Raw genomic sequence first — 26,242 nt, 5'->3', positions numbered from 1 at the left:
GGCCATGGCCGACCCCACCGCCCCGGCGCGCCTGCGCGAGCTGCCGGCCGTCCACGAGCTGACCGCGGCGGCGACGGCGCTGGCGCCCGAGCTGCCGCGCTGGTCGGTGGTGGCGGCGGCGCGCGCGGCGATCGGGGCGCGGCGCGCGGCGATCGTGGCCGATCCGGCGGCGCCGGTGGCGGTGCCGGCCGACGCGGTCGTGGACGCGGCCCGGGCCCTGGCGCGGCCGCCGCTGCGGCGCGTGGTCAACGCCACCGGCGTGGTCGTCCACACCAACCTCGGCCGCGCGCCGCTGGCGCCGGCGGCGATCGCGGCGATCGTCGACGTCGCCGCCGGCGCGTCGAACCTCGAGTACGACCTCGCCAAGGGCGAGCGCGGCAGCCGCCACGCCCACGCCGCGGCGCTGGCGTGCGCGCTGACCGGCGCCGAGGCCGCGTGCGTGGTCAACAACAACGCCGCGGCGACGGTGCTGGCGCTGGCGGCGCTGGCCGCGGGCCGCGAGGTCGTCGTGTCGCGCGGCGAGCTGGTCGAGATCGGCGGCTCGTTCCGGATCCCCGAGATCCTGGCGCTGTCGGGCGCGACCCTGCGCGAGGTCGGCACCACCAACAAGACCCACGCGCCGACTACGAGCGCGCGATCGGCGAGCGCACGGCGATGCTGCTCAAGGTCCACCGCTCGAACTTCGCGATCGTCGGCTTCACCGCCGAGGTCAGCGAGCGCGCGCTGGCCGAGCTGGCCCGGGCCGCGGGCGTCGTGGCGATGGTCGATCTCGGCTCGGGCTGCATGCTCGACCGGCCGCGCCAGCGGGCCCTGGGGCTGCCCGAGGAGCCGACCGTGGCCGAGGTCGTGGCCAGCGGCGTCGACGTCGTGTGCTTCTCCGGCGACAAGCTCCTGGGCGGACCCCAGGCCGGGATCCTGGTCGGCCGGGCCGCGGCGATCGCGGCGATCCGGGCGCACCCGCTGATGCGGGCGCTGCGCCCCGACAAGCTGACGCTGGCCGCGCTGTGCGCGACGCTGGCGCTGTACCGCGACGACGCCGCCGAGACGGTGCCGGTGGTGGCCCGGCTGGCCGCGTCCGACGAGGCGCTGGCGGCCCGGGCCCAGGCGCTGGCCGCGGCGATCGCCGCCGCCGGTGGGCCGCCGGTCGCGGTCGTGCGCTCGGCCTCGACCGTCGGCGGCGGCGCGATGCCGACCGCCAGCCAGCCGTCGTGGGCGGTGGTGGTCGACGGCGACGCCGACGCGCTCGACGCCCGCCTGCGGGCGGCGCCGGTGCCGGTGGTGGCCCGGATCGCCGACGGCCGGGTCTGGCTCGACGCCCGGACGATCGGGGACGACGAGCTGGGCTGGGTGGTGGCGGCGCTCGGCCGGGCCTGACGGTCGCGCCCGCGGCGGACCGTGTTAGGGTCCCCGCCGTCATGACAGCCCGAGAGCCCCAGGTGGTCGCCGTCGGTGGCGGCAAGGGCGGCGTTGGCAAGAGCCTGATCGCCGCCAACCTGGGCATCTTCCTGGCCACGCTCGGCAAGAAGGTCGTGGTCGTCGACGCGTCGCTGGGCGCGCCCAACCTGCACCTGTTCTGCGGCGTGCCGCGCCCGAGCCGGACCCTGGCCGAGGCGCTGGTGCCGGGCGGCGCGCCGCTGGCCGACCTGGCGGTGTCGACGCCGGTGGCCGGCATGCGCCTGGTCGCGGGCGCGGCCGATCCGGCCTGGGTCGCCGACGTCGATCTGGCGACGGCGCAGGACCTGCTCGCGGCGGTGCGCGAGCTGCCGTGCGACTGGGTGGTGCTGGACCTCGCCGGCGGCCTGAGCGCGGTCGTGCTCGAGCTGTTCCTCGGCGCCGACGTCGGGGTGGTCGCCGCGGTCCCGGATCCGACCTCGGTCGAGCTGATGCACCGCTTCATCGGCGCGGCGTTCCTGCACCGCCTGCGCCAGCACGGGCTCGGCGAGCTGGCCGAGCGCCACGCGGCGCCGCGCGGCGGGATCATCGGCCCGCTCGAGATCTACCTCGACGCGGTCGAGCACGACGACCCGTACCTCGAGCACCTGCGCGCGGCGATCCTGGGCTTCGCGCCCCAGCTGGTGATCAACGGCGCCCGGTCCAAGCACGACATGGAGCTGGGCCGGGCGATCACGTCGGTGGCGCGCCGCCGGCTGGGCGTGCCGATCGGCTACCTCGGCCACCTCGAGTACGACGAGGCGGTCTGGGCGTCGACCCGGCGCCGCCGGCCGCTGCTGGTCGAGCACCCCGAGGCCCGCATCACCAAGTGCATCGAGAAGGTCACGCGCAACGTCATGGCGGTGCGCGCGCCGATCCTCGACGGCGGGGTGCTGCCGTCGGACTCGCACTACGATCTGCTCGAGGTCGCGCCGTCGGCCAGCTTCGAGGACATCCGCCGGGCCAACCGGCGGATCCGCGACGTCTACGGCGCCGAGTCGATCGCGATCGCCGGGCTCTACGATCCGGCCAGCCTCGAGGCGGTCCACCGGCGCCTCGACCTGTCGTACACGACGCTGATGGACGCGGCCAAGCGCAAGGAGTACGACGCCGAGCTGTACCCGGAGGGCATCCCGATGCCGCCGGCGGCGGTGCCGACCGCGGTCGCGATCGATCCGTCGCTGCGCGCCGATCGCGAGGCCGCGGCGGTGCTCCGGCCGCCGATGCCGGAGTTCGGGCCGCGCACCGAGTTCAGCGGCCCGATCCTGCGGCAGATCCGCGAGGCCGCCGGCATCGAGCTGCGCGAGCTGTCGGAGCGGTCGAAGATCGGCATGGGCTTCCTGGCCGCGCTCGAGGCCGAGCAGTGGGCCAAGCTGCCGGCGCCGGTCTACGTCCGCGGGTTCCTGGTCGAGTACGCCCGCATCCTGGGCCTGCCGGCGGTGCGGGTGAAGGAGACCTACCTCGAGCGGTACCGGGCCGGCCGCGGCCAGATCAGCGAGGGGGGCGACGGGCCGCCGGGGCGGCGCAAGACCAAGTCCGAGCCGACCGAGTAGCGCAAGGGAGGGGAGGCGGCCGCTTGACCGCGTGCGCACCCGCCGCCTACGATCCGGATATGGCCAACTTGATCGACAACGCCAAGCGCGCCCGCCAGCTGGCGCGGGCGATCGCGTCGGATCTGACCCTGTACCACGAGGCCAAGATCCTCGACGGCATCGCCAACGACAACCTGTTCGACGTGATGCACGACGAGATCAACGACGGCCGCGAGCTGTTCAAGAGCCGCGTCACCGACGACATCTTCGTGCTCAACATCTACGAGCGGGCGATCGTCGACGTGCTCGTGAAGTCCAAGGGCCACGTCAAGTCCAAGATCTGGTAGCGGCGATGGTCGAGGCGTCGGCGGCGCCGGTGGTGCACGAGCTGAGCGTGCCCTACACGAGCGAGCGGCCGCGCCTCGACGCGTTCGTGGTCGGCGGCGCGCTGGGCATCTCGCGGGCCCAGATCCAGCGGCTGATCGACGACGGCGACGTCACGGTCGACGGCGCGGTGCCGGCCAAGGCCGGGATCCGGCTCAAGGCCGGCGCGCGCGTGGTCGTGACGATCCGGCCGGCGGTGCCGATCGCGCTGGCGCCCGAGGCCATGGCGCTGGCGATCCTGCACGAGGACGCGCACCTGATCGTCCTCGACAAGCCCGCGGGCCTGGTCGTGCACCCGGCGCCGGGCCACGCCACCGGGACGCTGGTCCACGGCCTCCTGCACCACGTCGACGACTTCGGCGGCATCGGCGGCGAGCTGCGGCCCGGCATCGTCCACCGGCTCGATCGCGACACCACCGGCGTGATGGTCGTGGCCAAGGACGAGGCCACGCTGACCGCGCTGGCCGCGGCGTGGCAGGACAAGCGCGCGGTCGAGCGCGAGTACGTCGCGGTGTGCGGGCCGGCGCCGCCGGTGAAGCTGGGCGACGTCGGCACGATCCGCACGCTCTACGGCCGGCACCCGGTCGATCGCAAGCGGTTCTCGTCGCGGGTCGCGACCGGCAAGCCGGCGATCACCCACTGGCGCGTCCTCGAGCGCCTGCCGCTGGCGACCGCGCTGGTGCGCCTGCGGCTCGAGACCGGCCGCACCCACCAGATCCGCGTGCACTTCGCCGACGCCGGCTGGCCGCTGGTCGGCGATCAGGTCTACGGCCGCCGCTACGACGGCGCGCTGGCCGCGGCCGCGACGACGCTGGGGCGGCAGGCGCTGCACGCCGCGCGGCTGGCGTTCGTGCACCCGGCCACCGGCGCCCGCCTCGAGTTCGAGACCCCGCCGCCCGCCGACTTCGCGGCGCTGCTCGCGACGGTGCGCGCGGCGGGCTGAGGTCGTCCTGCTGCAGCAGCGGCCGGGGCCGCGCGCGCCGATCGGGCGGCAGCGGCGCGTCGATCGCGCCGGCCCGCGGCAGCGGATGACGGCGGCGTGGAGGAAGAGCTCGACGAGGTGCGCGCGCGCGCCGCCGCCGTCGAGGATGTCGCCGGCGATGGGCACGCCGCAGCAGGCGAGGTGACGCGCGCCGCACGGTCGCGGTGGCGCGCGCGCTGACCTCGTCGTGGCCAGGCCGCCCGGGCGCGGTCGGCCCAAAAGCGATACAACCGGACGGTGATCAGCGACAGCCTGCTCCAGCTCTTCGTCCGGACCCTCGGATCACACAAGCACGTCAAGCGCGGCGCCATCACGCGCCACGACGGGGACAACGGCGGCCTCCCGCTCGACGTCGGTCGCGTGCTCGGTCACGTCGGGGGCTGGCGCTACGGCGACCTCCGGTTCATCGAGCCTGCGCAGCTCGATCGCGAGCGCGCGAAGCTGACGGACCACGCCACCGCGGTCGAGGCCGGGCGCTCGCGCACCTGGAGCCACGCCCTGTGGAACAGCGCGTGGTATCCGCTCGCCATCTCGTCGATCGAGGTGCACGCCTTCGATCCGGTGGGGTGCTTCGGTGGATCGCCCGAGCAGGTCGTCTCGTTCGACGTCAGCAGCGGCGATGCGTGGTGCGTGTTCCCGACGATCTCGTCGTGGCTGACCGCGCTGACGGAAGGCTTCGAGACCGACGGCAAGGACGCGCTCGAGAAGGCGTACGCGTGGGCGCGCGAGCACAGGGCCTGCGTCGACGTGAAGCTGCCGCCGGGCGAGGACGAGCGGCGGGCCAAGGCGCGGTTCGAGGCCGGCGTCGGCAGCTGGATCGAGCTCCGTCATCCCGACGGCAGGTGCTGGGCGGTCCGCGAGCGCCGCGACGGCTTCGAGCTGCGGATCGGCGAGGGCGACGACGCCGTGACCCGCACGCGCACCGCCGCAAAGCCGAGCGCCGAGGTGCGCCGTCTGGTCCGCGAACAGCAGGCCGAAGGCTTCGTCCGCAGCGGCGCGTGATCACCCGACCTGAACCCGACGCGGACAGGCGCCCGCCGCCCTCGACGTCCTGCGCTGACGCCGCGGGGCCGGCCCATCTGATCGTGCTCGACAAGCCGGTCAGGGGCAGGCGACCGGCGCCAGCGCGTTGTGCGTGACGCGCTCCCAGATCGACGTGCCGTGCGCGACCACGCTCGACTCGCCGAAATAGATCGCGGTGGGGACGTCGTACGGTGACACGAACAGGGCGCCGGTGAGCAGCGGCTGGGCGTCGCGGAACACCGCGATGGCGCCGGTGGTCATGGTCACCTCGATCCGGTAGGTGTGCGGCATGTCGGTGGTCGCCACGGCCGCGCTGGCGCCGCGCGCGTTCTCGCTGGCGAGCAGGAACACCACACCGTCGTCGATGAACAGCGCGTTCTTGCGATCGGTGGGGCCCTCGGCGAACGAGATGGCCGCGCCGCTGCGGCTCGGGCCCTGGCTGCCGCCCGAGCCGAACTCCATGCGCGCCTCGATCACCAGCACCGCCGGCAGCGCCAGCACCGCCTCCGGGTGCAGGTAGTACATGGCCTCGGCGTCGGCGTCGTTGCCGAGGATGAGCTCGGTGAGGTTCTGCACCGGGGCCTCCGGGGTCGAGGTGTCGGTGAGCTCCCACGGCACGCACACCTGGGTGGGCAACAGGCCGGAGGCCGCGGCCCAGTCCGACTGCGTGGTCGCGGCCACCGCGTCGACGTCGAGCGCGTCGGCCGCGGTGGCGTCGACCGCGGCGGCGTCGACCGCGGCGGCGTCGGGCGCGGGCGCGTCGAGGTCCGGCGCATCGACGCGCGTCGCGTCGAGCGCTGGCGCGTCGGGCGCCATCGCGTCGACGATGGGGCTCGGGCTATCGCTGCACCCAGCCGCGGCCAGCGCGGCGACGAGCCCCAGCGCGTGCCAGCGGCGCGGGGCGGGGTGGGGCTCACGACGGCGGGCGCTCGGCATCGCCGCAGTATCGCCGAGAACCCGCGGATCGGTCACATCTGCTGAGCGCTCAGCTCGATCAGCTTGCCGACGGTGTTCCAGTTGCGCACCGTCACGACCGTGGCGAGCGCGCGATCGAAGTAGGCGTTGGTGAGCTTGCTCTTGCCGGCGCCGTTGGGCAGCCACAGATACAGCTCGCGGCCGTGGACGGCGAACGCGTCGGGCGGCGAGCGATCGTGATCGAGCGCGGCGATCCGGGCCGCGGTCGGCGCGTCGGCGAGGAAGCCGACGTGCAAGGTCGCCGGATCGGCGCCGCGCGCGAGGAACGGGTTGGCGCGCGTCACCGCCGCCAGCTCGGCCGCGGTCCGCACCACCACCGGCACGGTCAGCCCGAGCCGGCTGGAGATCGCCGCCGCCAGCGCGGCCGGGAGCCGCTTGGCCAGCGCCGCGCCGGCGTCGACCACCGCGTTGCCGCTCTGGATGTACGTGCGGACGCCGGTGCAGCCGAGCTCGGTGAGCAGCGCGGCCAGGGCGGCCATCGGTAGCTTGTTGTTGCCGCCGACGTTCACGCCGCGCAGCAAGATCACGTGCCGGCCCATGCGGCTCAATCGATCTCGACGAGGACCCGGCCCGGCGCGCCGGTCGCGCGATCGATCGCGACCTCGGTGTAGAGGCCGAGCCAGCGGCCCAGGTACACGTCGCTGGGGCCGTCGGCGACCACGTCGCTGGGGCCGTCGCGAAACCCGCGCAGGTCGGCGACGTGCTGGGCCCGCAGCGCCACGGTGAGCTCGTCGAGCGAGCGGCCGAGCTCGGTGTGGACGAAGTCCTGGGTCGCGAGGTACCCGAGCACCGCGTCGGCGACGACCTGGCGGGTCGCCGCGGCGTCGCCGGGCGCGGGCGGGTGGGCCGGCACCAGGGCGAGCGGCCGGGCGTAGGCGGCGTCGACCGCGCGATCGACGACCCCGGTCAGCACCGCGGCGCGGGTCGCGGCCGACAGGTACCAGCGGCCGCCCTCGCGATCGATCGCGGCGACCGCCGTGGCGCGGGTCGCGGCGGTGAGCAGCCCGGCGTGATCGGCGCCGACCAGGCCGATCGCATCGGCGCCGAAACCGGCCGGATCGGCGAGGCGGGCGTCGACCGCGGCCTCGGCCGCGGCGACGGTGGCGCCGTCGACGAACACCCCGACCTCGCGCGCGCACGCGCGCACCGTCCCGGCGTCGCCGCAGCGCGCCAGGTCGAGCGCGCCGGCGGGCAGCCCGACCAGGCAGGTCCGGGTCACCGCCGTGCAGGTCGGCACCGGCCAGGTGGCGTAGGCGTCGCCGGTCGTGGCGCCGAGCTTCTTGACCGCGAGGCCGAGCGCGGCCCGTCGCACCAGCGCGCCGGTCGCCGCCTGCGCGGTCACCACGATCGGCGTGCCGGCGACCCCGGCGTTGGCGACCACCTGCTCGCGCGACAGGTCGAGGGTGTAGTGGGTCGGGTCGACCAGCGTCGCGGTGGTGGTGGTGCCGCCCGCGGTCGCCGCGATCGCGGTGAGGGGCTTGGTGGCGCGGCCCTGCATCCGGTAGACCGTCTGGCCGGCGACGACGATCGGCGTCAGCTCGGCGGTGAACGCCAGGCTCGACGAGCCGCTGGTGGCGCCGAGGCGCGGCAACACGATCAGGCGCGCGGTGACATGATCGGCGCGGCCGGCGCTGGGGACGAAGCCGAGCCCGAGGAACAGGTTGGTGCCGTCGAACAGCGGGCCGCTCCAGGTCAGGCCGTACGAGATCTCGAACACCCTCGGGCTGGGCTGGGCCCACTCGCCGAAGATGTCGTCGAAGACGTAGGCCTGGATGCCGTCGAGGTTGCGGCTGGTGCGGCCGTGCATGACGAAGTTGTTGCCCTTGCGGGCCAGCGCGCGATCGACCGTCACCCTGGTCTCGCCGACCCGGACGCTGAGCTCGGTGGCGACGTCGGCCTTGCCGTCGTCGTCGGGCGCGTCGACCTCGTCGAGGTCCACCGCCGCGTCGTCCTCGACGCAGGCGGCCAGCGACAGGGCGATGATGACCACGGCGGTGAGACGCATGGGCCCCGACTTCGCAAGCCGCATGCCGAGCGCGGGTGCAATGAATCCAACGGGTTGGGCCGGGGCGCGGTGTCGCCGCCGACGACGGCTACTCGATCAGCCGGCGGCGGGACCGGGCCGGCGTCGCCCGCGCCGCTGATCCCGGTCGACAGCTTCGCGGTCGACGCGACCAGCACCGGCGCGATGGCGAGCGTGGTCACGCACGTGCTGGTCTGGTGATCGATCTCGACGACGCGTTCGCGGTCGACGGGCAGGTGCCGCCGGCCGCGTTCCATCGGGTCCGGCGCGAGTTCGAGGTGCACGCCTTCGATCCGGTGGGTTGCGTTCGATCTCGACATGGCCACGCGCTGATCGGGCGCCGACGGGCGCAGCCTGGGCTAGGATCCGGACATGCTGGTCGGGCTGGTGGTCGCGCCGGAGGTCGCGTGCGAGGCGTGCGAGGCCTCGTTCGCGGTCGCGCGGTTCGCGGACGCGCTGCCGTGTCCGGCGTGCGGCGAGGCCGCCGCCGTCGGCGTCGCGTGCCTCGCCGGCGAGCTGGGCGACGAGGCGCTGCTGCGGCCACCGTTCGACGATCCGTGCTGCCCGTGGTGCGACGCGGCGTTCGCGCTGGCCGACGTGGACGTGCAGCTCGCGCGCGGCGCGATCGCGTGCCCCGGCTGCGGCGTCGCGTTGCCGGTCCGCCCCGCGCCCGCGCCGCTGCCCGCGAGCGGCATCGCGTATCTGATCGGCGAGGACCTCGGCGGCGGGGCCGAGGCGCAGCCCACGATCTTCCGCTGCCCGGGCTGCGGCGGCGAGCTCGAGGCCGCCGCCGGATCGCGCACGCGCTGCGCGTACTGCACCGCCGAGGTCCACCTGCCGCGACGCGCGCGCGGCGGCGATCGCGCGCACGGGTGGATCGTGGCCTTCGATCCGGCGAGCCTGGGGCCGGCGCTGGCGGCGGCGGGCGACGCGACGACCGCGACCGACGCGCTCACCGCGCTCGCCTGGCACGTGGTCGCGACGGTGCGGCGCCAGGTGGCGGCCAACCCCGCGACCCTGGATGTGGCGCTCGCGCGCCTCGCGGCCGACGCGGACGATGGCGTCCGCGCCGCGGTGGTCGCGAACCCCGCGACCGCGGTCGCGACGCTGGTCGAGCTGGCCCGCACGGACGGCGGCGCGGCCGCGGCGAGCGCTCGGCTGCCCGCCGCGGTGATCGACGAGCTGGCGGCGTCGCCGCAGGCGTGGGTCCGCGGCGCGGTCGCGGCCAACCCGGCGGCGCCGGGCGCGTGCCTGTCCCGGCTCGCCGCCGATGCCACGCCCGAGGTCCGCGCCGCGGTCGCGGCCAACCCGGCGGCGCCGGCGGCGCGCTCACCGCGCTCGCGGCCGACGGCGCGACCCGGACCCGCGGCGCGGTCGCGGCCAACCCGTCGGCGCCGGCGGCGGCGCGCTCGCGGCGCTCGCCGCGGCCCGCGACGACGAGCTCGACGACACCAGCGTGCACGCGCTCATCGCCGCGCGGGCCGACGCGCCGCCCGAGGTGCTCGCCGGCCTGGCCGCCAGTCGCCTGGCGGCGGTGCGCCGCGCGGTGGCGCGCCATCGCGCCACCACGCCGGCGGCGCTCAAGCGCCTGGCGAAGGATCGCGATGGCCAGGTCGCGTTCGAGGCCACGCTCAATCCGGCGTGTCCGCCGTGGTGGCGACGCCTCTGGTAGCGTCGCCGCGAACCTGGCTCCGACGTGGCGGCGCGGGCGGCGCGGCGCTCGGGGGTGTCGGCGCGGCCGGGCGCGAGGAACACCAGGGCGCCGAGGGTGGCGCGATCGTGGCCGGCGATGGCGGCGTCAGCGAGGTGAGGGGGCCGGCGGCGACGAGGGCCCGGCGGACCTGGCCGACGTGGAGCTACGCGGCGCGGTCGCGGGCGGCGGCCTCGGGGACGTCGACGAGGCGGCCGGTCTTGACGTCGTAGATGAAGCCGTGGACGGCGATGCCGGCGGGCACCAGCGGGTGGCGGCGGATGCGGTCGACGTCGATCGCGACGCTGCGGGCCTGATCGGCGATGGTGAGCCAGTCGATGAAGTCGCCGGCCGGCGAGCCGTCGGCGCCGCCGGGATCGGACCAGCGGGTGCCGTCGAAGCTGGCGGTGGCGAGGCTCTGGACCAGCAGCCCGCGGATGATGTCGTCGGTGAACAGCTCCATGCCGCAGTTGGTGTGGTGGATGACGAACCACTCGTCGGTGCCGAGCAGCTTGTGCGAGATGACGAGCGAGCGGATCGCGTCGTCGCTGGCGCGACCGCCGGCGTTGCGGATCACGTGGGCGTCGCCCTCGGCGAGCCCGGCGACCTTGGCGGGATCGAGGCGCGCGTCCATGCACGTCAGGATCGCGAAGCCGCGCGCCGGCGGGAGCGCCAGCGTGCTCTTGGTGCCGAACTCCTCGGCGTAGCGGTGGTTGGCGTGGAGGACCTCGTCGCGGATCTTGCTCATGCGGCGCAGTGTCCGTTATAACGGACGACCTGTCAAGTCAGCGGATTGTCCGGCGGCGGCGCTCGAGCGCGGCGAGGTCGCGCTCCTTCGTCGTCAGCGTGGCGCCGATCACCCGCGGGGCCCGCGCCGATCCGCCCGAGCACGCCGATGCGCAGCTCGGCGCCGGAGGCTGGGGTCGCGACTGGTCGGAGGATGGCTCTGATAGAGTTCGGCACGTCATGGCGACACCGACGGCCGCCTCGAAGCAGCCCGCCGCGGAGACCCCGACGAGGTCCTTCGCGACGCCGAAGCCGGCTCGACTCGTCCCGCGGCGATCGACGACTGGCGTGTGCTCGAGCGCCCACCGCCCGGCCGTCCTCGGGGGAGCCGCGTGCTCGGCGGCCTCCGCTTCGACGAGGCTCAGTACAGGCGGTGCAGGTGGCTGCCGCGGTAGTAGTGCGTGAGGATCTGCGCGTGGGTCTTGCCGGCGGCGGCGAGGCCGATCGCGCCGACCTGATCCATGCCGACGCCGTGGCCGAAGCCGGCGCCGCGGAACACGAACGCGGTCGGCGCCGCGGCCGGGCCCTTGGGCGCGACCAGGAACAAGGTCGACTTGAGGCCGCCGAGCAGCCGGCGCAGGGTGAGATCGCCCTCGACGACGACCGTGGCCTTGGCGCCGACGATCCGCAGCGCGCCGACCCGGCCGCCGCGCGAGCGCTTGATCGGCTCGAGCGCGCGGATCGCGCCGACCTTGGGGTAGACCGCGGCCACGCGCTTGCCGAGCTCGGCGGCGTCGATCTCGACGGTCCACCGGAAGTGCCGCGCGCCCCACCTGGTCGCGCCGCTCGGGAACTTCGCCGGCGGCGCCGCCAGGAACGCCTCGAGGTTGCTGTCGTCGATCGTCGCGAACTGCTTCGCGAGCGCGCGGTCGTCGGTGTCGATCGCCCCGCGCAGCGACGGATCGGGCTCGCCGCCCCAGATCCAGTCGTTGTCCTCGGGGCGCCCGCCGGCCGAGGCGCTGTAGCGGGCGTCGACGAGGCCGCCGCCGTCGCGCAGGAGCACCTGACCGCGGGTGTCCTGGACCGCCTTGGTGGTGCGCGGGTGCTCCTTGCCGGCGCCGGCGTAGACCTGGCACTGCTGGGTCGAGCACAAGAGGAACGGCTCGATCAGGCTGCGGTGGCCGATCTTGGACAAGAGCTCGGTGCGGGCGGCGATGGCCTGGGCCTCGAGCGCGGCGGTGGGCGCGTCCGGGAAGATCTCGGCCGGCACCAGCCCGGCCAGGAGCTTGTCCTCGGGCACGGCGTTGACCGCGGTCAGCTTGCCGTCGGCGCCGAGCGTCACGTAGACCGCGCCCCAGTAGCGGCGGTCCTCGCTGCCGGTGGTGAGCTGCGAGCCGCCGGTGCTGGTGGGCACGTCGGTGACGGTGATGGTCTCGTCGGGGCGGGTCGGGCGGAGCCACAGCACCGACGGGTTCGAGATCGTGGTCGCGCCGGCGGCGGCGATCACGGTGCCGCGGGGCCGGCGCACCAGCTCGGCGTGGACCGAGGTCGCGACGTCGTACTTCTCGGCGATGGCCCGGGCTCGGGCCGCGCCCTGGCCGCGCGCGACCGGATCGATCGCGACCACGACCTCGCGGGTGTCGATGACCTCGCCGTCGACGGCGAAGAGCGTGCCGAGCTCGAACGCGCGGGCGTCGTACCCGCGCGGCTGCCACGCCGCGGTCGCGGCCGCGACCCCGGTGGCGTCGTCGGGGCCGAGCCGCTCGACCACCGTCCACTCGCGGATCTCGGCGGGGGCGGTGTCGGCGGCGCGCACGGTCCAGGTGGTGGCGCCGGCCACGGTCGCGGCCGCGCCGCCAGCGCCGTCGGGGACGACCGTCAGGCCGCCGGGGGCCGACAGGGTGATCTGGTCGCGGCCGCCGACGATCTCGACGGTGACCAGCGGCAGGCCGTCGTCGGTGAACGTGAACCGCGACGAGTACAGGATGCGGAGCTTGTCGGTGGTCGAGGTCTCGTCGGCGCGAGCCGGAGACGCCACCGCCGCCACCGCGAGGACCAGAGCGAGCGCGCGCATGGGCCCCAGGCTAGGCACCCCGGCGGATCGGGGCAAAAAAAACGCCCGCCGCCCGCGGCAGCTCAGGGCCGGCCGGCGTCAGGGCTCGACGCCGAGCTCCCGACCTGGCCCGGGGCGAGCCCTCCGACCGCGGCGTGTCCCAACACGCGCATGGGTTCGACGCCGACCGCCAGCACTGCCGCACGCCGGCCCGGATCCTCGACCCGCACGATGTAGTGCAGGTTGATGAAGTTGATCGCGAAGTGCGCGACCACCGCGCCGAGCAGGTCGCCGGTGAACAGGGCCAGCGCGCCGAAGGCCAGGCCCATCGCCAGCGCCCAGGCGGTCCAGACCAGGTGGCGGCGGTTCGGGCCGATGTGCAGCACCGCGAACAGGATCGCCTGGGGCACCAGGCCGACCCACGGCAGGAGCGCGCCGCGGAACACCAGCTCCTCGCCGATCGCGCTGGCGGCGGCGAGGATGAAGATCTCGCGCGGCGGGAGCTCGCCGAGGATCGCGCGGAAGTCGCGGTGGAGCGTGCGCGCCCAGGCCAGCCGCGTCGCCGCCGCGCGGCTCGCGACGACGACCCCCAGGGCCAGCGCCAGGCCCAGCGCCGCCGACACCAGGTGCCACCACGGCGCCCGGCTCTCGTCGATCCGGAAGATGTCGGCGTCGCCGCGCCCGGCCGAGACCAGCACCGCGGTCAGCGCCAGCGCCCCGTACAGCCCGAGCACGAGGGACGCCCGGCTGGGGGGCGGTTCGCGCGTTCCGAGCATCGGACCACTATGCAGCACCGGTGCCGTCGCGGCGAGCCCGGACCTGCGCCGCCGCCGGGGCACCTGACCGGCGCGGAGCAGATCCCGCGATCTCCTCGCGATCTGCGTTGGCGCGCCGCGGGGTGAAATGGCAGCGTCCGAACCTATGGCGCGCGTGCTCCAACTCCTGGCCGTGTCCCTCGCGCTGGTCGCAGGATGTGCCTCCAAGTCAGGATCGCGAGTGACCGCCGCGCGTGACAGCGGCAGCCGGGCCGACGCCGCGATGGAGGTCGCGACGACGCCGGACGCAGCGTTGTCCCCCGACGCCTCGGCGCAGCAGCTCCGGGACTCCGGGACGCGCTGCGGGCAGCGCGCGAGGCGGCGCGCCCGGGGGCCTCGGGGCGACTCGACACCGGCGCCGGTTCGATGGGGAGCTTCGACCTCGACGCGGACGCCCCGCCGAGCCCCGCCGAGCCCGACCGCATGGGCAATGAGCCGGCTCCCACGCCGGGCGCGGGTGAGGGTCGAGGCGAAGGCGGCGGCGGGCGCCCGTCCACGCCTTGACTCTTTGGCCACGCGGCGCCAGCGCCGCCGTGCCGGGTGTCAGCCGATCGGATTGTCGGGCCCGACGGCCGATCGGCCGCAAGCCTGCCGGATGCCAGCGGCTCGGGGCGACGGCACTCAGCCGATCGGTCGGCCGCGGCTGCGCGGGCGGGCGCGGGTGTCAGCCGATCGGATTGTCGGGCCCGACGGCCGATCGGCCGCAAGCCTGCCGGATGCCAGCGGATCGGGGCGACGGCACTCAGCCGATCGGTCGGCCGCGGCTGCGCGGGCGGGCGACGGGTGTCAGCCGATCGGTCGGGCGGGGCTGCGCGGGGCGGGCGACGGGGGTCGGCCGATCGGTCGGGCGGGGGTGCGCGGCGGCGACGGTGCGCGGGCGGGCGACGGGTGCCGCGGGCGGGCGACCGGCGCGCCGATCGGTCGGGCGCGGCTGCGCGGGCGGGCGACGGGTGTCAGCCGATCGGTCGGGCGCGGCTGCGCGGGGCGGGCGACGGGTGTCAGCCGATCGGTCGGGCGAGTGGTCAGCCGATCGGTCGGGCGGGTGTCAGCCGATCGGTCGGCCGGATCGGTCGGCCGACCGGCGTGCCGGGTGTCAGCCGATCGGTCGGCCGGGCGGCGCGTCGGGTGTCAGCCGATCGGAAGGCCAGGTGGTCAGCCGATCGGAAGGCCAGGTGTCCGGCGGGTGTCAGCCGATCGGCGGGCGCAGCCGGAATCGTGACGCGGTGCAGAAAACGCACTGGTCAGGCCGGTTCGACCTGCGTAGAGTCCGCCTCATGAGGGGACCCATCCTCGCGGTGCTGGCGGTGGCCTCGGCCTGCGCTGCCTACGATCCTGACCCGGCTCCGGACGTGGTTCGAGCTCGGTTCGACCCGGACGCCAAGGTGATCCCGATGCCGTCCGACGCGCTGCGCGACGACCTTGCCGGGCACCTCGACATCCCGATCGACGACGACACCTCGGCGGCCGAGGCCGAGCTGTACGGCTACCTCAACACCCTCGACGGCTGGTCGAGCGCGTCGGCGGCCACGGTCGACTTCAGCGCGCCGATCGCCCCGGCCACGGTCACCCCGGACACGGTCCAGGTCTGGCAGTGGGGGCCGACGCCGCACCGGGTCGACGACGTCACCGTGACGGTCGCCGACGACGAGCTGCGGGTGACGCTCGACGCGCCTCGGGTCGGCTGGGATCGCGGCGGACAGTATTATGTGGTCGTGCGCGGCGGCGCCGCCGGGGTCGAGGGCAAGGGCGGGCAGCCGGTGATCGCCGACGCGGCGTTCTACTTCCTGCGCCAGACCACGCCGCTCGACGATCCCGCCCACAACCGCGCGTTCCCGGGCGACACGTTCGCCGAGCGCGCCGACAACGCGCGCAAGCTCGAGGAGATCCGGCAGGAGCTGCTGCCGATGTTCGATCACCTGGCCGAGCGCGGGCTGCCGCGGGCCGAGATCGCGGCGCTGTGGCGGTTCACGATCACCACGCGGACCGAGCTGGCGATGGACAAGCCGTCGCAGCGCATGCCGATCCCGATCCAGCTGTTGATCGATCCGGCGACCGGCAAGGTCGACCTGCCGCCGGCGCGCTGGGACACGCCGGTCGAGCTCGAGGCCAAGGCGGCGCTGCGGGTCTACGACGGCTTCGCGACCAGCGCCAACCTGCTGTTCGAGCTGACCGCGCCGGTCGATCCCGCGACCGTGACCGGCACCACCGTCGAGCTGTGGCAGCTCGGCGCCGCGCCGACGCGCCTGCCGGCGACCGCGCGCGTGCTCGATGACGTCCACGTCGTGATCACGCCCGCGACCGTGCCGCTGGCCGAGCACGCGGCGTTCGCGGTGGTCGTGACCGACGGCGTGCGCGATCGCGACGGCCAGCCGATCATCGCGATGCCGGCCGGCGCGCTGCTCCTGGCCAAGGCCCCGGTCGTCGACGCCGGCGCCTCGACCGTCGGCGCGGTGCCGCTGGTCGACGCGGTCCGCATCGAGGACGCCCGCGACCGCCTGGCCGCGCTCCTGGCGCTGCGCGGCCGCGACCGCGTCGTCGCGGCCTGGCCGTTCGTGACCCAGACGATCGCGCCGCGGCTCGACGAGGTGGCGGCCACCGCGGCGCGGCTGGCGGTGTCGCCGGACCCGGTCGCGGTCGCGTACAAGACGCCGGGGCAGGCGCTGCTCGACTTCCCGCTGGCGATCACGTCGTTGCTCAACGTCGACCGGGTCGCCACCGGCACGCTGCCGATGCCGGTCTTCCTCGACGACGCGACCCGGGCCTGGCGCACCGACGGCGGCCACCGGATCGATCAGGTCGCGTTCACGATGACGATCCCGCGCGGCCTGACGCCGGGCCAGGGCGTGCCGGTGGTGGTGTTCGGCCACGGGGTGATGACCGAGCGCCGGTTCGTGCTGGCGATCGGCGACGCGCTCGCGGCCAAGGGCTTCGCGGCGATCGCGATCGATCTGCCGTACCACGGCACCCGCACCCAGTGCATCGCGGGCGGGCCCATCTCGGTGGTCGACCCGCGCACCGGCAACCTGGTCTCGCTGCCGCCGTGCCAGGCCGGCTCGACCTGCGACGAGGTCGGGCGCTGCGTCGACGCCAGCGGCGCCGGCAACCACCTGGCGCAGTGGCCGGTGCTCAACTACCCGGTGGCGTCGGGCGCGGCGTTCCTCGAGATCGAGCACATCGCCAACACCAAGGACCACTTCGATCAGGCGGTGATCGAGCTGTCGGCGGTGGTGCGGTCGCTCGCGACCGGCGCCTGGCAGCCGGTCCTGGGCGCGCCGGTCGACACGACCCGCATCTACTACGCCGGCCAGTCGCTCGGCGGGATCCTGGGCGCGACGCTCCTGGCGACCCAGCCGACGATCCGGCGCGCGGTGCTCAACGTGCCCGGCGCCGATCTGGTCGACATGTTCGCCGACTCGACCTGGTTCGGGCCGCAGGTGCGCGGCTTCTTCACCCGCGAGGGCATCGCCGCCGACAGCTTCGAGGCCGAGCGCTTCCTCGACGTGGCCCGGTGGATCGTCGACGCGGTCGACCCGCAGAACGTCGGCGCCGCCACCGGCGACCGCGCGCTGATGCTGCAGATGGCCACGCTCGACTTCATCATCCCCAACGCCTACACCCGCACGCTGGCGCGCGTGACCGGCGCGCCGCAGCGCGACTACGTCGCCGAGCACGCGTTCCTGGTCATCCCGATCGAGCCCGAGTTCGGGCGCGGCGGCCGCGAGCTGGCCGGGTTCCTCGACGAGAGCTTCCGCCCATGAGGACCCTGATCATCGGCGCCGTGGCGCTGGCGGCGGCGCCCGGCGCCGCGCGCGCGGGCGGCTTCGCCGTGCCCGAGCAGACCATCACCGCGGCCGGCACCGCCGGCGCCGGCGCCGCGCGGGCCGACGAGGCCGGCGCCGCGTGGACCAACCCGGCGGCGCTCGCCGACGGCGGCGGCTGGCGCCTGGGCGTCGGCGTGGTGCTGGCGCGGCCGCAGATCCGGGCGGCCGCGGCCGACGGCACCTGGTCGGCCGAGACCGACGGCGCGTGGTCGACGCCGCCCCACCTCGACGCCGCCTGGAGCGGCGGCGCCTGGACCGCGGGCGTCGCGATCGGCGTGCCGTTCGGCGGCGGCGTGGCCTGGCCGAGCGACTGGGCCGGGCGGTTCGAGATCGTCTCGACCGAGCTTGTCGTCGGTCGGCTCGCGCCGTTCGTGGGCGTGCGGCTCGGCGAGGTCCGGCTCGCGGTCGGGCCCCACGTCGATCGCGGCCGCCTGACCGTGCGCCGGCGCCTCGACTTCATCGACGTCGAGGGCGACGCCGCGGTCGACGTCGCCGGCACCGGCGTCGGCGGCCACGCGGCCCTGTGGTGGCAGCGCGGCGCGCTGGCGCTGGGCGCGACCTACAAGAGCCGCACCCGGATCGCCATGACCGGCGGCGCTGACTTCGAGACCCCGCCGGAGTTCAGCGGCGCCGCGCCCGATCAGGCCGCGCGCGCGACGATCACCCTGCCGGATCGCCTGGTGCTCGGGGCGGCCTGGGCCCGCGGCCCGTGGCGGGCGCTGGCCGACGTCGAGGTGACGCTGTGGGGCACGTACGATCAGCTGACGATCGACTTCGCCGACGACGCGACCGCCGACGTCCACCAGCACAACGCCTGGCACACGACCGCGGCGGTGCGGGTCGGCGGCGAGCGCGCGCTCGGCGCCGCGACCGTGGTCCGGGCCGGCGTCGCGATCGATCCGTCGCCGGCGCCCGACGCGACCCTGGCGCCGACCTCGCCCGACGGCCTGCGCTGGTCGGTGACCGCGGGCGCGTCGACGGTGGTGGCCCGCGGCGTCGTGGTCGACGGCTTCGCCGAGTACCTGCGCGTGGCCGAGCGCGCGACGACGAGCATGGAGACGATGCCGGCCCGCTACCAGGGTTGGGCGGTGCTGGTCGGCGCCGGCGTGCGCTGGTCGCGGCGCTGACGATCGCCGAGGCGCGCGCCCGCGTTCCAGGACGAAGGCCTGACCCGGTGGGGCACGCTCGCGGCGGCCGCGCGGAAGGAGCTCGCGACCTGCCCGGACCTGCAGGGCGCGTGCGCCGGGGCGCTGGCGTGCTTCGCCGACGCGCGGCGACCTGATCGCGCGATCCGACGGCGCTCGACGCCGGCGCGCGATCTGCCACAGTGGCCGCGTTGTCGCCCGGACTCTGGTACCTGACGGTGGCCGCGCTGGCGTTCTCGGGCATGAGCGCGCTGGTCAAGCTGGCCAGCGCGACCCTGCCGAGCGGCGAGATCGTGCTGGCGCGCGCGGTCGTGACGCTGGTGCTGTCGGCGGTGATGGTGGCGCGCCTGGCCCGGCGCGAGGGCCGGTCGCCGTGGGGCCGGCGCCGCGGCGCGCTGATCAGCCGCGGCGCGTTCGGGTTCGTCGCGCTGGGCTGTTACTACTGGTCGCTGGGCCACATGCCCCTGGCCGAGGCCACGATGATCCAGCAGAGCGCGCCGATCTGGGGCGCGATGCTGGCGTGGGTGTGGCTGGCCGAGCCGGTCGCGCGCCGGACCGCGCTGGCGCTCGCGCTCGGCCTGGCGGGTGTGGCGATGGTGGCCCAGCCCAGCGGCCACGGCCTGGCGCCGGCGGCGGTCGCGATCGCGATCGTCGGCGCGATCATGGCGGCGGCGGCGCTGGTGACCGTGCGCCAGCTCGCGGCCGACGAGCACCCCCTGGTGATCGTCTTCTACTTCCCGCTGGTGGCGCTGCCGGCGGCGCTGGCCTGGGCGGCGCCGACCTTGGTGTGGCCCTCGGGGCGCGAGTGGCTGCTCTTGCTCGGCGTCGGCGCGTGCACCCAGCTGGCGCAGGTGTGCATGACCTACGGCATGGCGCGGGAGCCGGCGGCGCGGGCGATGGCGACCGGGTACCTGCAGGTGGCGTTCGCGGTCGGCTGGGGCCTGGTGGTGTTCGACGAGCTGCCGGTCGCGACCACCTGGCTCGGCGCCGGGCTGATCGTCGTCGGCCTGGCGGCGATGGCGACGGGCCGGCGGGCCGCGGTCGCGCGGCGCTGACCGTGCGCGCACGCACCCGCCGCGGGGTGCCGGTCGCGCGGCGCTGACCCTGCGCGCGCGCCCGCCGCGGGGCGCCGGTCGCGCGGCGCTGACCCTGCGCGCGCACCCGCCGCCGGGCGCCGGTCGCGCGCAACTAGTCGGCGGGCACGCAACCGCCGCCGGGCGCCGGTCGCGCGGCGCTGACCGGCGACACGCAACCGCCGCGGCGCGCGGTCGATAGCAGGGGCGTGTGGCCCTGGGTGCGTGTGGCGTGGCTGGCGGTGGCGGCGGTCGCCGGCGTGGTGATCGCGCGGGTGCTGCCGACGGCGCCGTGGGCGTGGGGGCTGGTCGGGCTGGCGGCGGCGGGCGCGTGGCCGCTGCCGCGGCGGGCGCGGCTGGTCGTGGCGGTCGCGGCGGTGGCCGCGTGGGCGGCCGCGCGGGAGGCGCGCGCGGCGCGCGACGCGATCGCGCCGCCGGGCATCGACGATCGCGCCCTCGACACGATCGAGGGATGGATCGCCGGGCCGCCGACCGCGCTGGCGAGCGCGACCGGGATGCTGGTCGACGGCGACGTCGGGCCGGTGTGGGTGACGATCAGCGGCGCGCCGCGGGCGTGGCCGGGCGATCGCGTGCGCGTCGTCGGGCGCCTGGTGACCCCGCGCGGCTACCGCGATCCCGGCAGCCCCGATCGTGCGCAGATCGCGCGCGACCGCGGTGCGCGCTGGGAGCTGCGCGGGCGCGGCCTCGAGGTGCTGGCGTCGGGCGATCGCGCGAGCCTGTGGCGGCGGCCGGCGCAGGTCGCGCGCTGGGCGTCGCGGGCGATCGCGCGCCGCGGCGGCGACGGGGTCGGCAACGCGCTGGTGCGCGCGGTCGTGGTCGGCGATCGCAGCGCGGTGACGCCGGCGACCGACGACGCCTGGCGCGCGGCCGGCGTCTATCACGCGCTCAGCGTCAGCGGCCTGCACCTGGCGGTGGTGGCGCTGGTGGCGTTCGCGGCGCTGACCCGGCTGTTCGCGATGATCGCGCCGCTGGCGGCGCGGCTGGCGCCGCGGCGGGCGGCGGCGGCGGCGGCGCTGCCGCTCGCGGTCGGGTACACGCTGGTCACCGGCGGCCAGGTGGCGACCGTGCGGGCCCTGGTCGTGGTCGCGGTGGTGCTGCTCGGCGAGGTGTGCGAGCGGCGCGCGCGCATCGGCGACGCGCTCGGCCTGGCGGCGCTGCTCGCGATCGGCCAGCGGCCGTCGGTCGTGTTCGATCCGGCGTTCGAGCTGTCGTTCGTCGCCGCGGTCACGCTGATCGCGTCGGCGCGCGGGCGCGCGGCCGCGCCGGTCCGCGGGTGGCGGCGCGCGGCGCGGGCGCTGGTGGCGGCGGTGCGCACGTCGTGGCACGTCACCGTCGCGACCGCGCCGATCAGCGCGTGGCACTTCGGCCAGGTGTCGCTGGGCGGCGTCGTCGGCAACCTGGTGGCGGGCCCGGCGTTCGAGCTGGCGGCGCTGCCGCTGGGCGTGATCGGCACGCTGATCACCGCGGTCGCGCCGGCGGTCGGCGGCGTCGCGCTCGACCTCGCGATCGCGATCGCCGGCTGGGCCGCGGCGGTGATCGCGGTGATCGCCCGGGCCACGCCGACCCTGTGGGTGCGACCGCCGACGCCGCTCGAGCTGGGCGCGTGCGCCGGGCTGTTCGGCGCGTGGCTCGCGGCGCGCCACGGCGTCGCGCGGGCCCGGGTCGCGGCGATGACCGCGGTCGCGTGCGCGGTGCTGGGCGGGTCGTGGTGGGCGCACCGGGCGGCGGCGCGCCCGGCGACCTTGCGGATCACGTTCCTCGACGTGGGCCAGGGCGACGGCGCGGTGCTCGAGCTGCCCGACGGGCAGGTGTGGTTGATCGACGCCGGCGGCGCGCCCGGCACCGGGGCCCGGGCCCAGCTCGCGCCGGGCCGCGCGGTCGCGGCGTACCTGCGGACCCGGGGCGTGCGGGCGATCGACGTGGCGATCGTCAGCCACCCGCACCCCGACCACTACCTCGGCCTGCTCGCGGTCGCGGCCGAGGTGCCGATCCGTGCGCTGTGGGCGGCGGCGCCGGGCGACGACGCGGCGCCCGATCCATCGGCGCCGTTCGCCGACGCGCCCGCGCACGGCCGCTCGTACGCCGACGTGGTCGCGGCGCTGGTCGCGACCGGGACCCAGCTGGTGGCGCCGCCGCTGGGCCCGCGGAGTTTCGGCGACGTCACGGTCGAGGTGCTGGGGCCGCGCGGGCCCGCGGGCGAGGCCGTGGCTACCGCCGATCCGGTGCGGACGGTCAACGACAACTCGCTGGTCGTGCGGGTCAGCCGCGGCGGCGCCCGCGTGCTGTTCCTGGGCGACGTCGAGGACGAGGGCGAGGACGCGCTGGTCGCGGCGGGCGACGTCGCCGCGACCGTGGTCAAGGTCGCCCACCACGGCAGCCCGACCTCGTCGAGCCCGGCGCTGGTCGCGGCCGCGCGGCCGCGGCTGGCGGTGATCTCGCTCGGGCGCGGCAACCGCTTCGGGTTCCCGTCGGCGGCCGTGGTGGCGCGGTGGCGCGCGGTCGGGGCCGCGGTGGTGCGCACCGACGAGGCCGGCGCCGTGACGATCACGATCGCCGCCGACGGGCAGGTCGAGGTCGCGACGTTCGACCGGCCGCCGGGCGAGACGCCGCCGCCGCCACGGGTGATAATGCCGCGGTGACCGACCTGGGCCCCGCCGGCGTCTCTCCGTTCGATCGGTACGAGCAGCACCTGATCGCGGGCGGTGAGCTCTTGCGCCAGAACCGGCTGGGCGAGGCCCAGCGCGAGCTGCTGGCGGCGCTCGACGCTGACCCCGAGGGGGCCAAGGCCCTGGCGCTCTTGGGCCTGGCGTACTTCCGCGCCAACAAGTACGCCGAGGCGCTGCCGGTCTACCGCCGGCTCGTGAGCCTGACCCCGGGCGACGCCTCGCACCAGCTCAACCTCGGCCTGGTGCTGCTGAAGCTCGGCGACGCGGTCGGCGCGGCCGCCGCCCTCGAGAAGAGCCGCGACATCGATCCCAGCCAGGGGCGCGCGGTCAGCTACCTCGGGCTGGCCTACGCCCGCGGCGGCCGCTTCCCCGACGCCTACCAGGCGTTCCTCCAGGCGGGGCAGGTCGACCTCGCGCGCGAGATCGCCGAGAACCTCACCGCGCAAGAGCGCATGGCGATCGAGCGCGTGGTCAACCGCCTGCGCGCGGCCGCGCCGGTCGAGGTCGACGTCGCGAGCGCCTCGACCCGCTTCGTCTCGACCCCGCCGGCCGACGAGCCCGCGCCGGTCGCGGCGGCGCCCGAGCGGACCGTCCCCGAGCCGGTCGTCGCCGCGCCGGAGCCGGTGGCCGCGGCGCCGGAGCCGGTGGCCGCGGCGCCGGAGCCGGTGGCCGCCGCGCCGGAGATGGTGGCCGTCGCGCCGGCGCCGTCGCCGGCGCCCACCGACGACGACTCGGCGTTCGACGCGCTCTCGGCGCTGGACACGACCCAGGCCGACGACGACGCGGTGGTGGTCGAGGCCGCCGCCGTGGTCGAGTCGGCGCCGGTGCCGATCGTGGCGCCGCCGCCGCCGCCGCGGGAGCCGCGCCCGCGCCTGGGCTCGCGCCGCTCGGCGCCGCCGCCGCCGCCGCCGGCGACGTCCGACGCGGGGGCGCCGATCGACGATCTCGACGCGCTGGTCGAGGAGGTCGATCACGGCGCGATCTCGCGGGCCGTGGCCCAGGCCGCGCCGTCGGCCGCGCGCGGCGCGGCGCGGGTCGCCGCCGGCCATCGGCCGCCGCAGCCGCTGTCGGAGTTCGCGACCACGCGCCTGGTCCGGCTCGAGGACGGCGACGAGCCGTTCGAGATCAGCGCCGGCGGCGTGCTGATCGTGCGCGTGCGCGAGAAGATGTGGAGCCGGACCGAAGGCGTCGACGTCACCGGCGGCCAGCTCGAGTACGAGCCGGCCCAGCGGCGGTCGCGCGGCCAGAGCCGGACCGAGCCGTTCGAGACCGCGGGGCGCGCGATGTTCTCGGTCACCGGCCAGGGCCACCTGATCGCCGCGCCGCTCGGCGGCCAGTTCACCGCGGTCACGCTCGACGACGACATCTTCTACCTGCGCGAGGATCTGGTGTTCGCGTTCGAGCCCCAGCTGCGGTGGGAGAACGGCCACGTGCCGGGCTCGCGCGAGAGCATCCCGATGGTGCAGTTCCGCGGCTCGGGCGCGGTCGCGTTCCGGACCGGGCGGCCGCTCTTGTCGGTCAAGCTGGCGCAGGAGCGCGTGCTCTACGTCGACGCCACCGCGCTGGCGGGCTGGATCGGGCGGGTCGTGCCGCGCGCGGTGACCTCGGCCGACGCCGGGCCCGGCTCGGAGCTGTTCGTCGAGTGCACCGGCGAGGGCGTGGTGCTGGTCGAGGAAGAGCAGGCGCCGACGCCGCCGCGCTCGTGACCGCGCTGGCGCTGGCTCCCATCGCCGCGGCCGCGCGGCTGGCCGGTCGGCCCGGCCGGGTGCTCTGCCACGCCGCGGTCGACGCCACCGGCGAGCGCGGCTCGGTGGTCGCCGCCGATCCGTGCGCGACCCTGACGGTCTGGCCCGATCGGATCGTGGTCCGGCACGGCGCCGAGGTCACGACGACGACCGACGATCCGATCGCGGCGATCGATCGGTTCCTGCGGGCCCACGCCGGTGGGCTCGGCGACGCCGGGCCGCGGCGCCCGCGCGTGGTCGGGTACCTCGGCTACGATCTGGGCCGCGCGATCGAGCGGCTCGGGCCGCGGCCACCCGGATCGAGCGCGCCCGACGCGTGGCTGGCCGCGTACCCGGCGCTGGCGTGGTGGCCGGCCGGCGCCACCACCGCGACGATCGTCGCCGACGATCCGGCCGCCGGCGCGAGGCTCGAGGCGGCGCTGCGCGACGGCCCCGCCGCGATCGGCGCGCCGCCGCGGCTGGGGCCGCTGGTCGCCGACGAGGCCGCCGCCGCGCACGAGGCCGGCGTCGCGACGATCCGCGCCTACATCGAGGCCGGCGACGTGTACCAGGTCAACCTGGCCCGGCGGCTGCGCGCGCCGGTGCGCGCGGCCGGCGACGCGCTGGCGGTCTACGCCGCGCTGGACGCGGTGGCGCCGGCGGCCTACGGCGGGCTGCTCGAGGCCGAGGGCGCGACGATCGTGTCGGGCTCGCCCGAGTGCTTCCTGCGCCGGGCCGGCGCGCGCCTGGTGACCGCGCCGATCAAGGGCACGCGCCGGCGCACCGGCGTCGCGCAGGTTGATCGCGCCGCCGCCGACGATCTGATCGATCACCCCAAGGACGCGGCCGAGCACCTGATGATCGTCGACCTCGAGCGCAACGATCTGGGCCGGGTCGCGGCGCTGGGCTCGGTCGCGGTCGACGAGCTGGGCGCGGTGGTCGAGCTGCCGGCGCTCTACCACAAGGTGTCGACGGTGTCGGCGACGCCGCGGCCAGGCACCACCTGGGCGGCGCTCCTGCGCGCCACCTTCCCCGGCGGCTCGATCACCGGCGCGCCCAAGATCCGCGCGATGCAGATCATCGACGAGCTCGAGCCGGTGGCGCGCGGCCCGTACTGCGGCGCGCTCGGCTGGTTCGGCGGCGGCGGCGGGCTCGACCTCGCGATCGGCATCCGGATCGCGACGATCGTCGACGGCGCGCTGGCGGTGCACGTCGGCGGCGGCATCGTCGCCGACAGCGACCCGGCCGCCGAGCTGGCCGAGACCGACGACAAGGCCGCCGGCTGGCGCGCGGCGCTGGCGCGGCTCGACGCCGCCGCTGAGCTCGCTACGGCAGCGCGACGCGGACGAACGTGATCGTGTCGGCGATCACCTGGACGCTGGGGCTGACGACGGCCCCGCCCGGCGCCAGGCCCGTCAGCGAGTAGGTCGCCGGCAGCAGATCGACGAACAGCACCGCGCCGGCCGGCCCGGTGCCGCCGCCCGAGGCCCAGGCCTGGACCCCGGCCAGATCGTAGAACGGCGGCAGCGAGCCGCCGGCCGGCTGGGTGAACACCACGCCGCTCGCCGGCGCGCCGGCCGCGGTCTCGACGTACAGCGCGATCGAGCCGTGCCCGTCGCTGACGCTGGCGCCGACGTCGGCCAGCGCGTCGGCCCAGGCGGTCACGGTCGGCGTCGGCGTGTGGACCACCGCGCCGTCGTTCTGCACCGGCACCAGCGCCGGCACCAGCGCGGTCGAGCCGACCGCGACCTCGATCAGCTCGATCGGATCGGCCACCGGCAGGCTGAACGCGCCGACCGCGTTCGAGTCGACGCCGGTCAACTCGCCGAGGCGGCGCACCAGCACGCCAGCGGCGGCCGGCACGGTCGGGCACACGTCGGGTGCGCGCAGATCATCGACCACGCACACGACCCCGACCAGCGTCGCGTTCGCGTCACCGGTCGGTCCGCTGTCGACGCCCGCGTCGGCGCGGCCGTTGGTGCCGGTGCCGTTGCCGGGCGGCCGGACGACCCAGTCGCCGTCGTCGCTGGTGCACGCGGTGGAGGCGAGGACCGCGGTCGCGAGGAGCCCGATGATCAGGTGCGAGGCACGACCCATCGGCGGATCGTGCCAGCTGCAGCCGTGAAAGTCGAGAAAGCAGCGGTTCGAGGCGAGGTCG

General features: G+C 76.2%; 19 protein-coding genes and 1 pseudogene. 13 read left to right on the top strand and 7 right to left on the bottom strand.

All coding sequences use genetic code 11. The annotated features are described in order from the left end of the window. Positions 1 to 4 precede the first annotated feature (4 nt). The 5 genes and pseudogenes from IPL61_08400 to IPL61_08380 all read left to right on the top strand — a co-directional run bounded on the left by IPL61_08400 (position 5) and on the right by IPL61_08380 (position 5,331). Positions 5 to 1,374 (top strand): annotated as a pseudogene (locus IPL61_08400) (L-seryl-tRNA(Sec) selenium transferase). Positions 1,375 to 1,415: 41 nt separating this feature from the next. Next, positions 1,416 to 2,984, top strand: coding sequence for a helix-turn-helix domain-containing protein (locus tag IPL61_08395; protein ID MBK9031343.1), 1,569 nt, complete (start codon positions 1,416 to 1,418; stop codon positions 2,982 to 2,984). Between the two features lie 59 nt (positions 2,985 to 3,043). Further along, positions 3,044 to 3,310, top strand: coding sequence for a hypothetical protein (locus IPL61_08390; protein ID MBK9031342.1), 267 nt, complete (start codon positions 3,044 to 3,046; stop codon positions 3,308 to 3,310). A gap of 5 nt (positions 3,311 to 3,315) precedes the next feature. Continuing rightward, complete coding sequence (locus tag IPL61_08385) at positions 3,316 to 4,290, top strand: RluA family pseudouridine synthase (protein MBK9031341.1); 975 nt, start codon at positions 3,316 to 3,318, stop codon at positions 4,288 to 4,290. Between the two features lie 276 nt (positions 4,291 to 4,566). Continuing rightward, positions 4,567 to 5,331 carry a hypothetical protein gene (locus tag IPL61_08380; GenBank protein MBK9031340.1) on the top strand — a complete coding sequence of 255 codons (765 nt, stop codon included), beginning with the start codon at positions 4,567 to 4,569 and terminating at the stop codon, positions 5,329 to 5,331. Positions 5,332 to 5,430: 99 nt separating this feature from the next. Here IPL61_08380 and IPL61_08375 read toward each other — a convergent pair whose 3' ends face one another. The 3 genes from IPL61_08375 to IPL61_08365 are packed head-to-tail and all read right to left on the bottom strand — an operon-like array spanning position 5,431 to position 8,332. Beyond that, entirely contained in the window at positions 5,431 to 6,288 is an 858-nt protein-coding gene (locus tag IPL61_08375) for a hypothetical protein (protein ID MBK9031339.1), read from the bottom strand. A 32-nt stretch (positions 6,289 to 6,320) separates the two neighbouring features. Continuing rightward, positions 6,321 to 6,866 carry a DUF1697 domain-containing protein gene (locus tag IPL61_08370; GenBank protein MBK9031338.1) on the bottom strand — a complete coding sequence of 182 codons (546 nt, stop codon included), beginning with the start codon at positions 6,864 to 6,866 and terminating at the stop codon, positions 6,321 to 6,323. 5 nt (positions 6,867 to 6,871) lie between these two features. Further along, positions 6,872 to 8,332, bottom strand: a complete 1,461-nt coding sequence (locus IPL61_08365; GenBank protein MBK9031337.1) for a hypothetical protein — start codon at positions 8,330 to 8,332, stop codon at positions 6,872 to 6,874. 54 nt (positions 8,333 to 8,386) lie between these two features. Here IPL61_08365 and IPL61_08360 point away from each other — a divergent pair, with 54 nt between their 5' ends. Both IPL61_08360 and IPL61_08355 read left to right on the top strand, forming a co-directional pair. Beyond that, positions 8,387 to 8,551 (top strand): hypothetical protein, encoded by a 165-nt coding sequence (locus tag IPL61_08360; GenBank protein MBK9031336.1) that lies wholly within the window; start codon positions 8,387 to 8,389, stop codon positions 8,549 to 8,551. Positions 8,552 to 8,722: 171 nt separating this feature from the next. Next, complete coding sequence (locus IPL61_08355; protein ID MBK9031335.1) at positions 8,723 to 10,273, top strand: hypothetical protein; 1,551 nt, start codon at positions 8,723 to 8,725, stop codon at positions 10,271 to 10,273. Here the strand turns inward: IPL61_08355 and IPL61_08350 are convergent. The 3 genes from IPL61_08350 to IPL61_08340 all read right to left on the bottom strand — a co-directional run bounded on the left by IPL61_08350 (position 10,207) and on the right by IPL61_08340 (position 13,595). Next, positions 10,207 to 10,788: a carbonic anhydrase gene (locus IPL61_08350; GenBank protein MBK9031334.1), complete on the bottom strand. Its 582-nt coding sequence runs from the start codon at positions 10,786 to 10,788 to the stop codon at positions 10,207 to 10,209. The genes IPL61_08355 and IPL61_08350 overlap by 67 nt on opposite strands. A gap of 399 nt (positions 10,789 to 11,187) precedes the next feature. Then, positions 11,188 to 12,840: a SpoIID/LytB domain-containing protein gene (locus tag IPL61_08345; protein ID MBK9031333.1), complete on the bottom strand. Its 1,653-nt coding sequence runs from the start codon at positions 12,838 to 12,840 to the stop codon at positions 11,188 to 11,190. Positions 12,841 to 12,902: 62 nt separating this feature from the next. Next, complete coding sequence (locus tag IPL61_08340; protein ID MBK9031332.1) at positions 12,903 to 13,595, bottom strand: CPBP family intramembrane metalloprotease; 693 nt, start codon at positions 13,593 to 13,595, stop codon at positions 12,903 to 12,905. A gap of 1,313 nt (positions 13,596 to 14,908) precedes the next feature. On the opposite strand from IPL61_08340, the gene IPL61_08335 reads away from it, so the two are divergent. The 6 genes from IPL61_08335 (at position 14,909) to IPL61_08310 (ending at position 25,439) form a co-directional block, all read left to right on the top strand. Further along, entirely contained in the window at positions 14,909 to 17,392 is a 2,484-nt protein-coding gene (locus tag IPL61_08335) for a hypothetical protein (protein ID MBK9031331.1), read from the top strand. Continuing rightward, positions 17,389 to 18,582 (top strand): outer membrane protein transport protein, encoded by a 1,194-nt coding sequence (locus tag IPL61_08330; protein ID MBK9031330.1) that lies wholly within the window; start codon positions 17,389 to 17,391, stop codon positions 18,580 to 18,582. The genes IPL61_08335 and IPL61_08330 overlap by 4 nt, the downstream gene beginning before the upstream one ends. Positions 18,583 to 18,791: 209 nt before the next feature. Then, positions 18,792 to 19,655, top strand: coding sequence for a DMT family transporter (locus IPL61_08325; protein MBK9031329.1), 864 nt, complete (start codon positions 18,792 to 18,794; stop codon positions 19,653 to 19,655). A 227-nt stretch (positions 19,656 to 19,882) separates the two neighbouring features. Continuing rightward, entirely contained in the window at positions 19,883 to 22,333 is a 2,451-nt protein-coding gene (locus IPL61_08320; GenBank protein MBK9031328.1) for a ComEC/Rec2 family competence protein, read from the top strand. Further along, complete coding sequence (locus IPL61_08315) at positions 22,330 to 24,066, top strand: tetratricopeptide repeat protein (GenBank protein ID MBK9031327.1); 1,737 nt, start codon at positions 22,330 to 22,332, stop codon at positions 24,064 to 24,066. Before IPL61_08320 ends, IPL61_08315 begins: the two co-directional genes overlap by 4 nt. Continuing rightward, on the top strand, positions 24,063 to 25,439 hold the full coding sequence (locus IPL61_08310; GenBank protein MBK9031326.1) for an anthranilate synthase component I family protein: 1,377 nt from the start codon (positions 24,063 to 24,065) through the stop codon (positions 25,437 to 25,439). The genes IPL61_08315 and IPL61_08310 overlap by 4 nt, the downstream gene beginning before the upstream one ends. Here the strand turns inward: IPL61_08310 and IPL61_08305 are convergent. After that, positions 25,411 to 26,181: a hypothetical protein gene (locus IPL61_08305; protein MBK9031325.1), complete on the bottom strand. Its 771-nt coding sequence runs from the start codon at positions 26,179 to 26,181 to the stop codon at positions 25,411 to 25,413. The genes IPL61_08310 and IPL61_08305 overlap by 29 nt on opposite strands. Positions 26,182 to 26,242 lie beyond the last annotated feature (61 nt).

The organism is Myxococcales bacterium (genome assembly GCA_016717005.1).
Taxonomy (GTDB): Bacteria; Myxococcota_A; Polyangia; order Haliangiales; family Haliangiaceae; genus UBA2376.
This window is presented reverse-complemented; position numbering and strand designations above follow the sequence as displayed.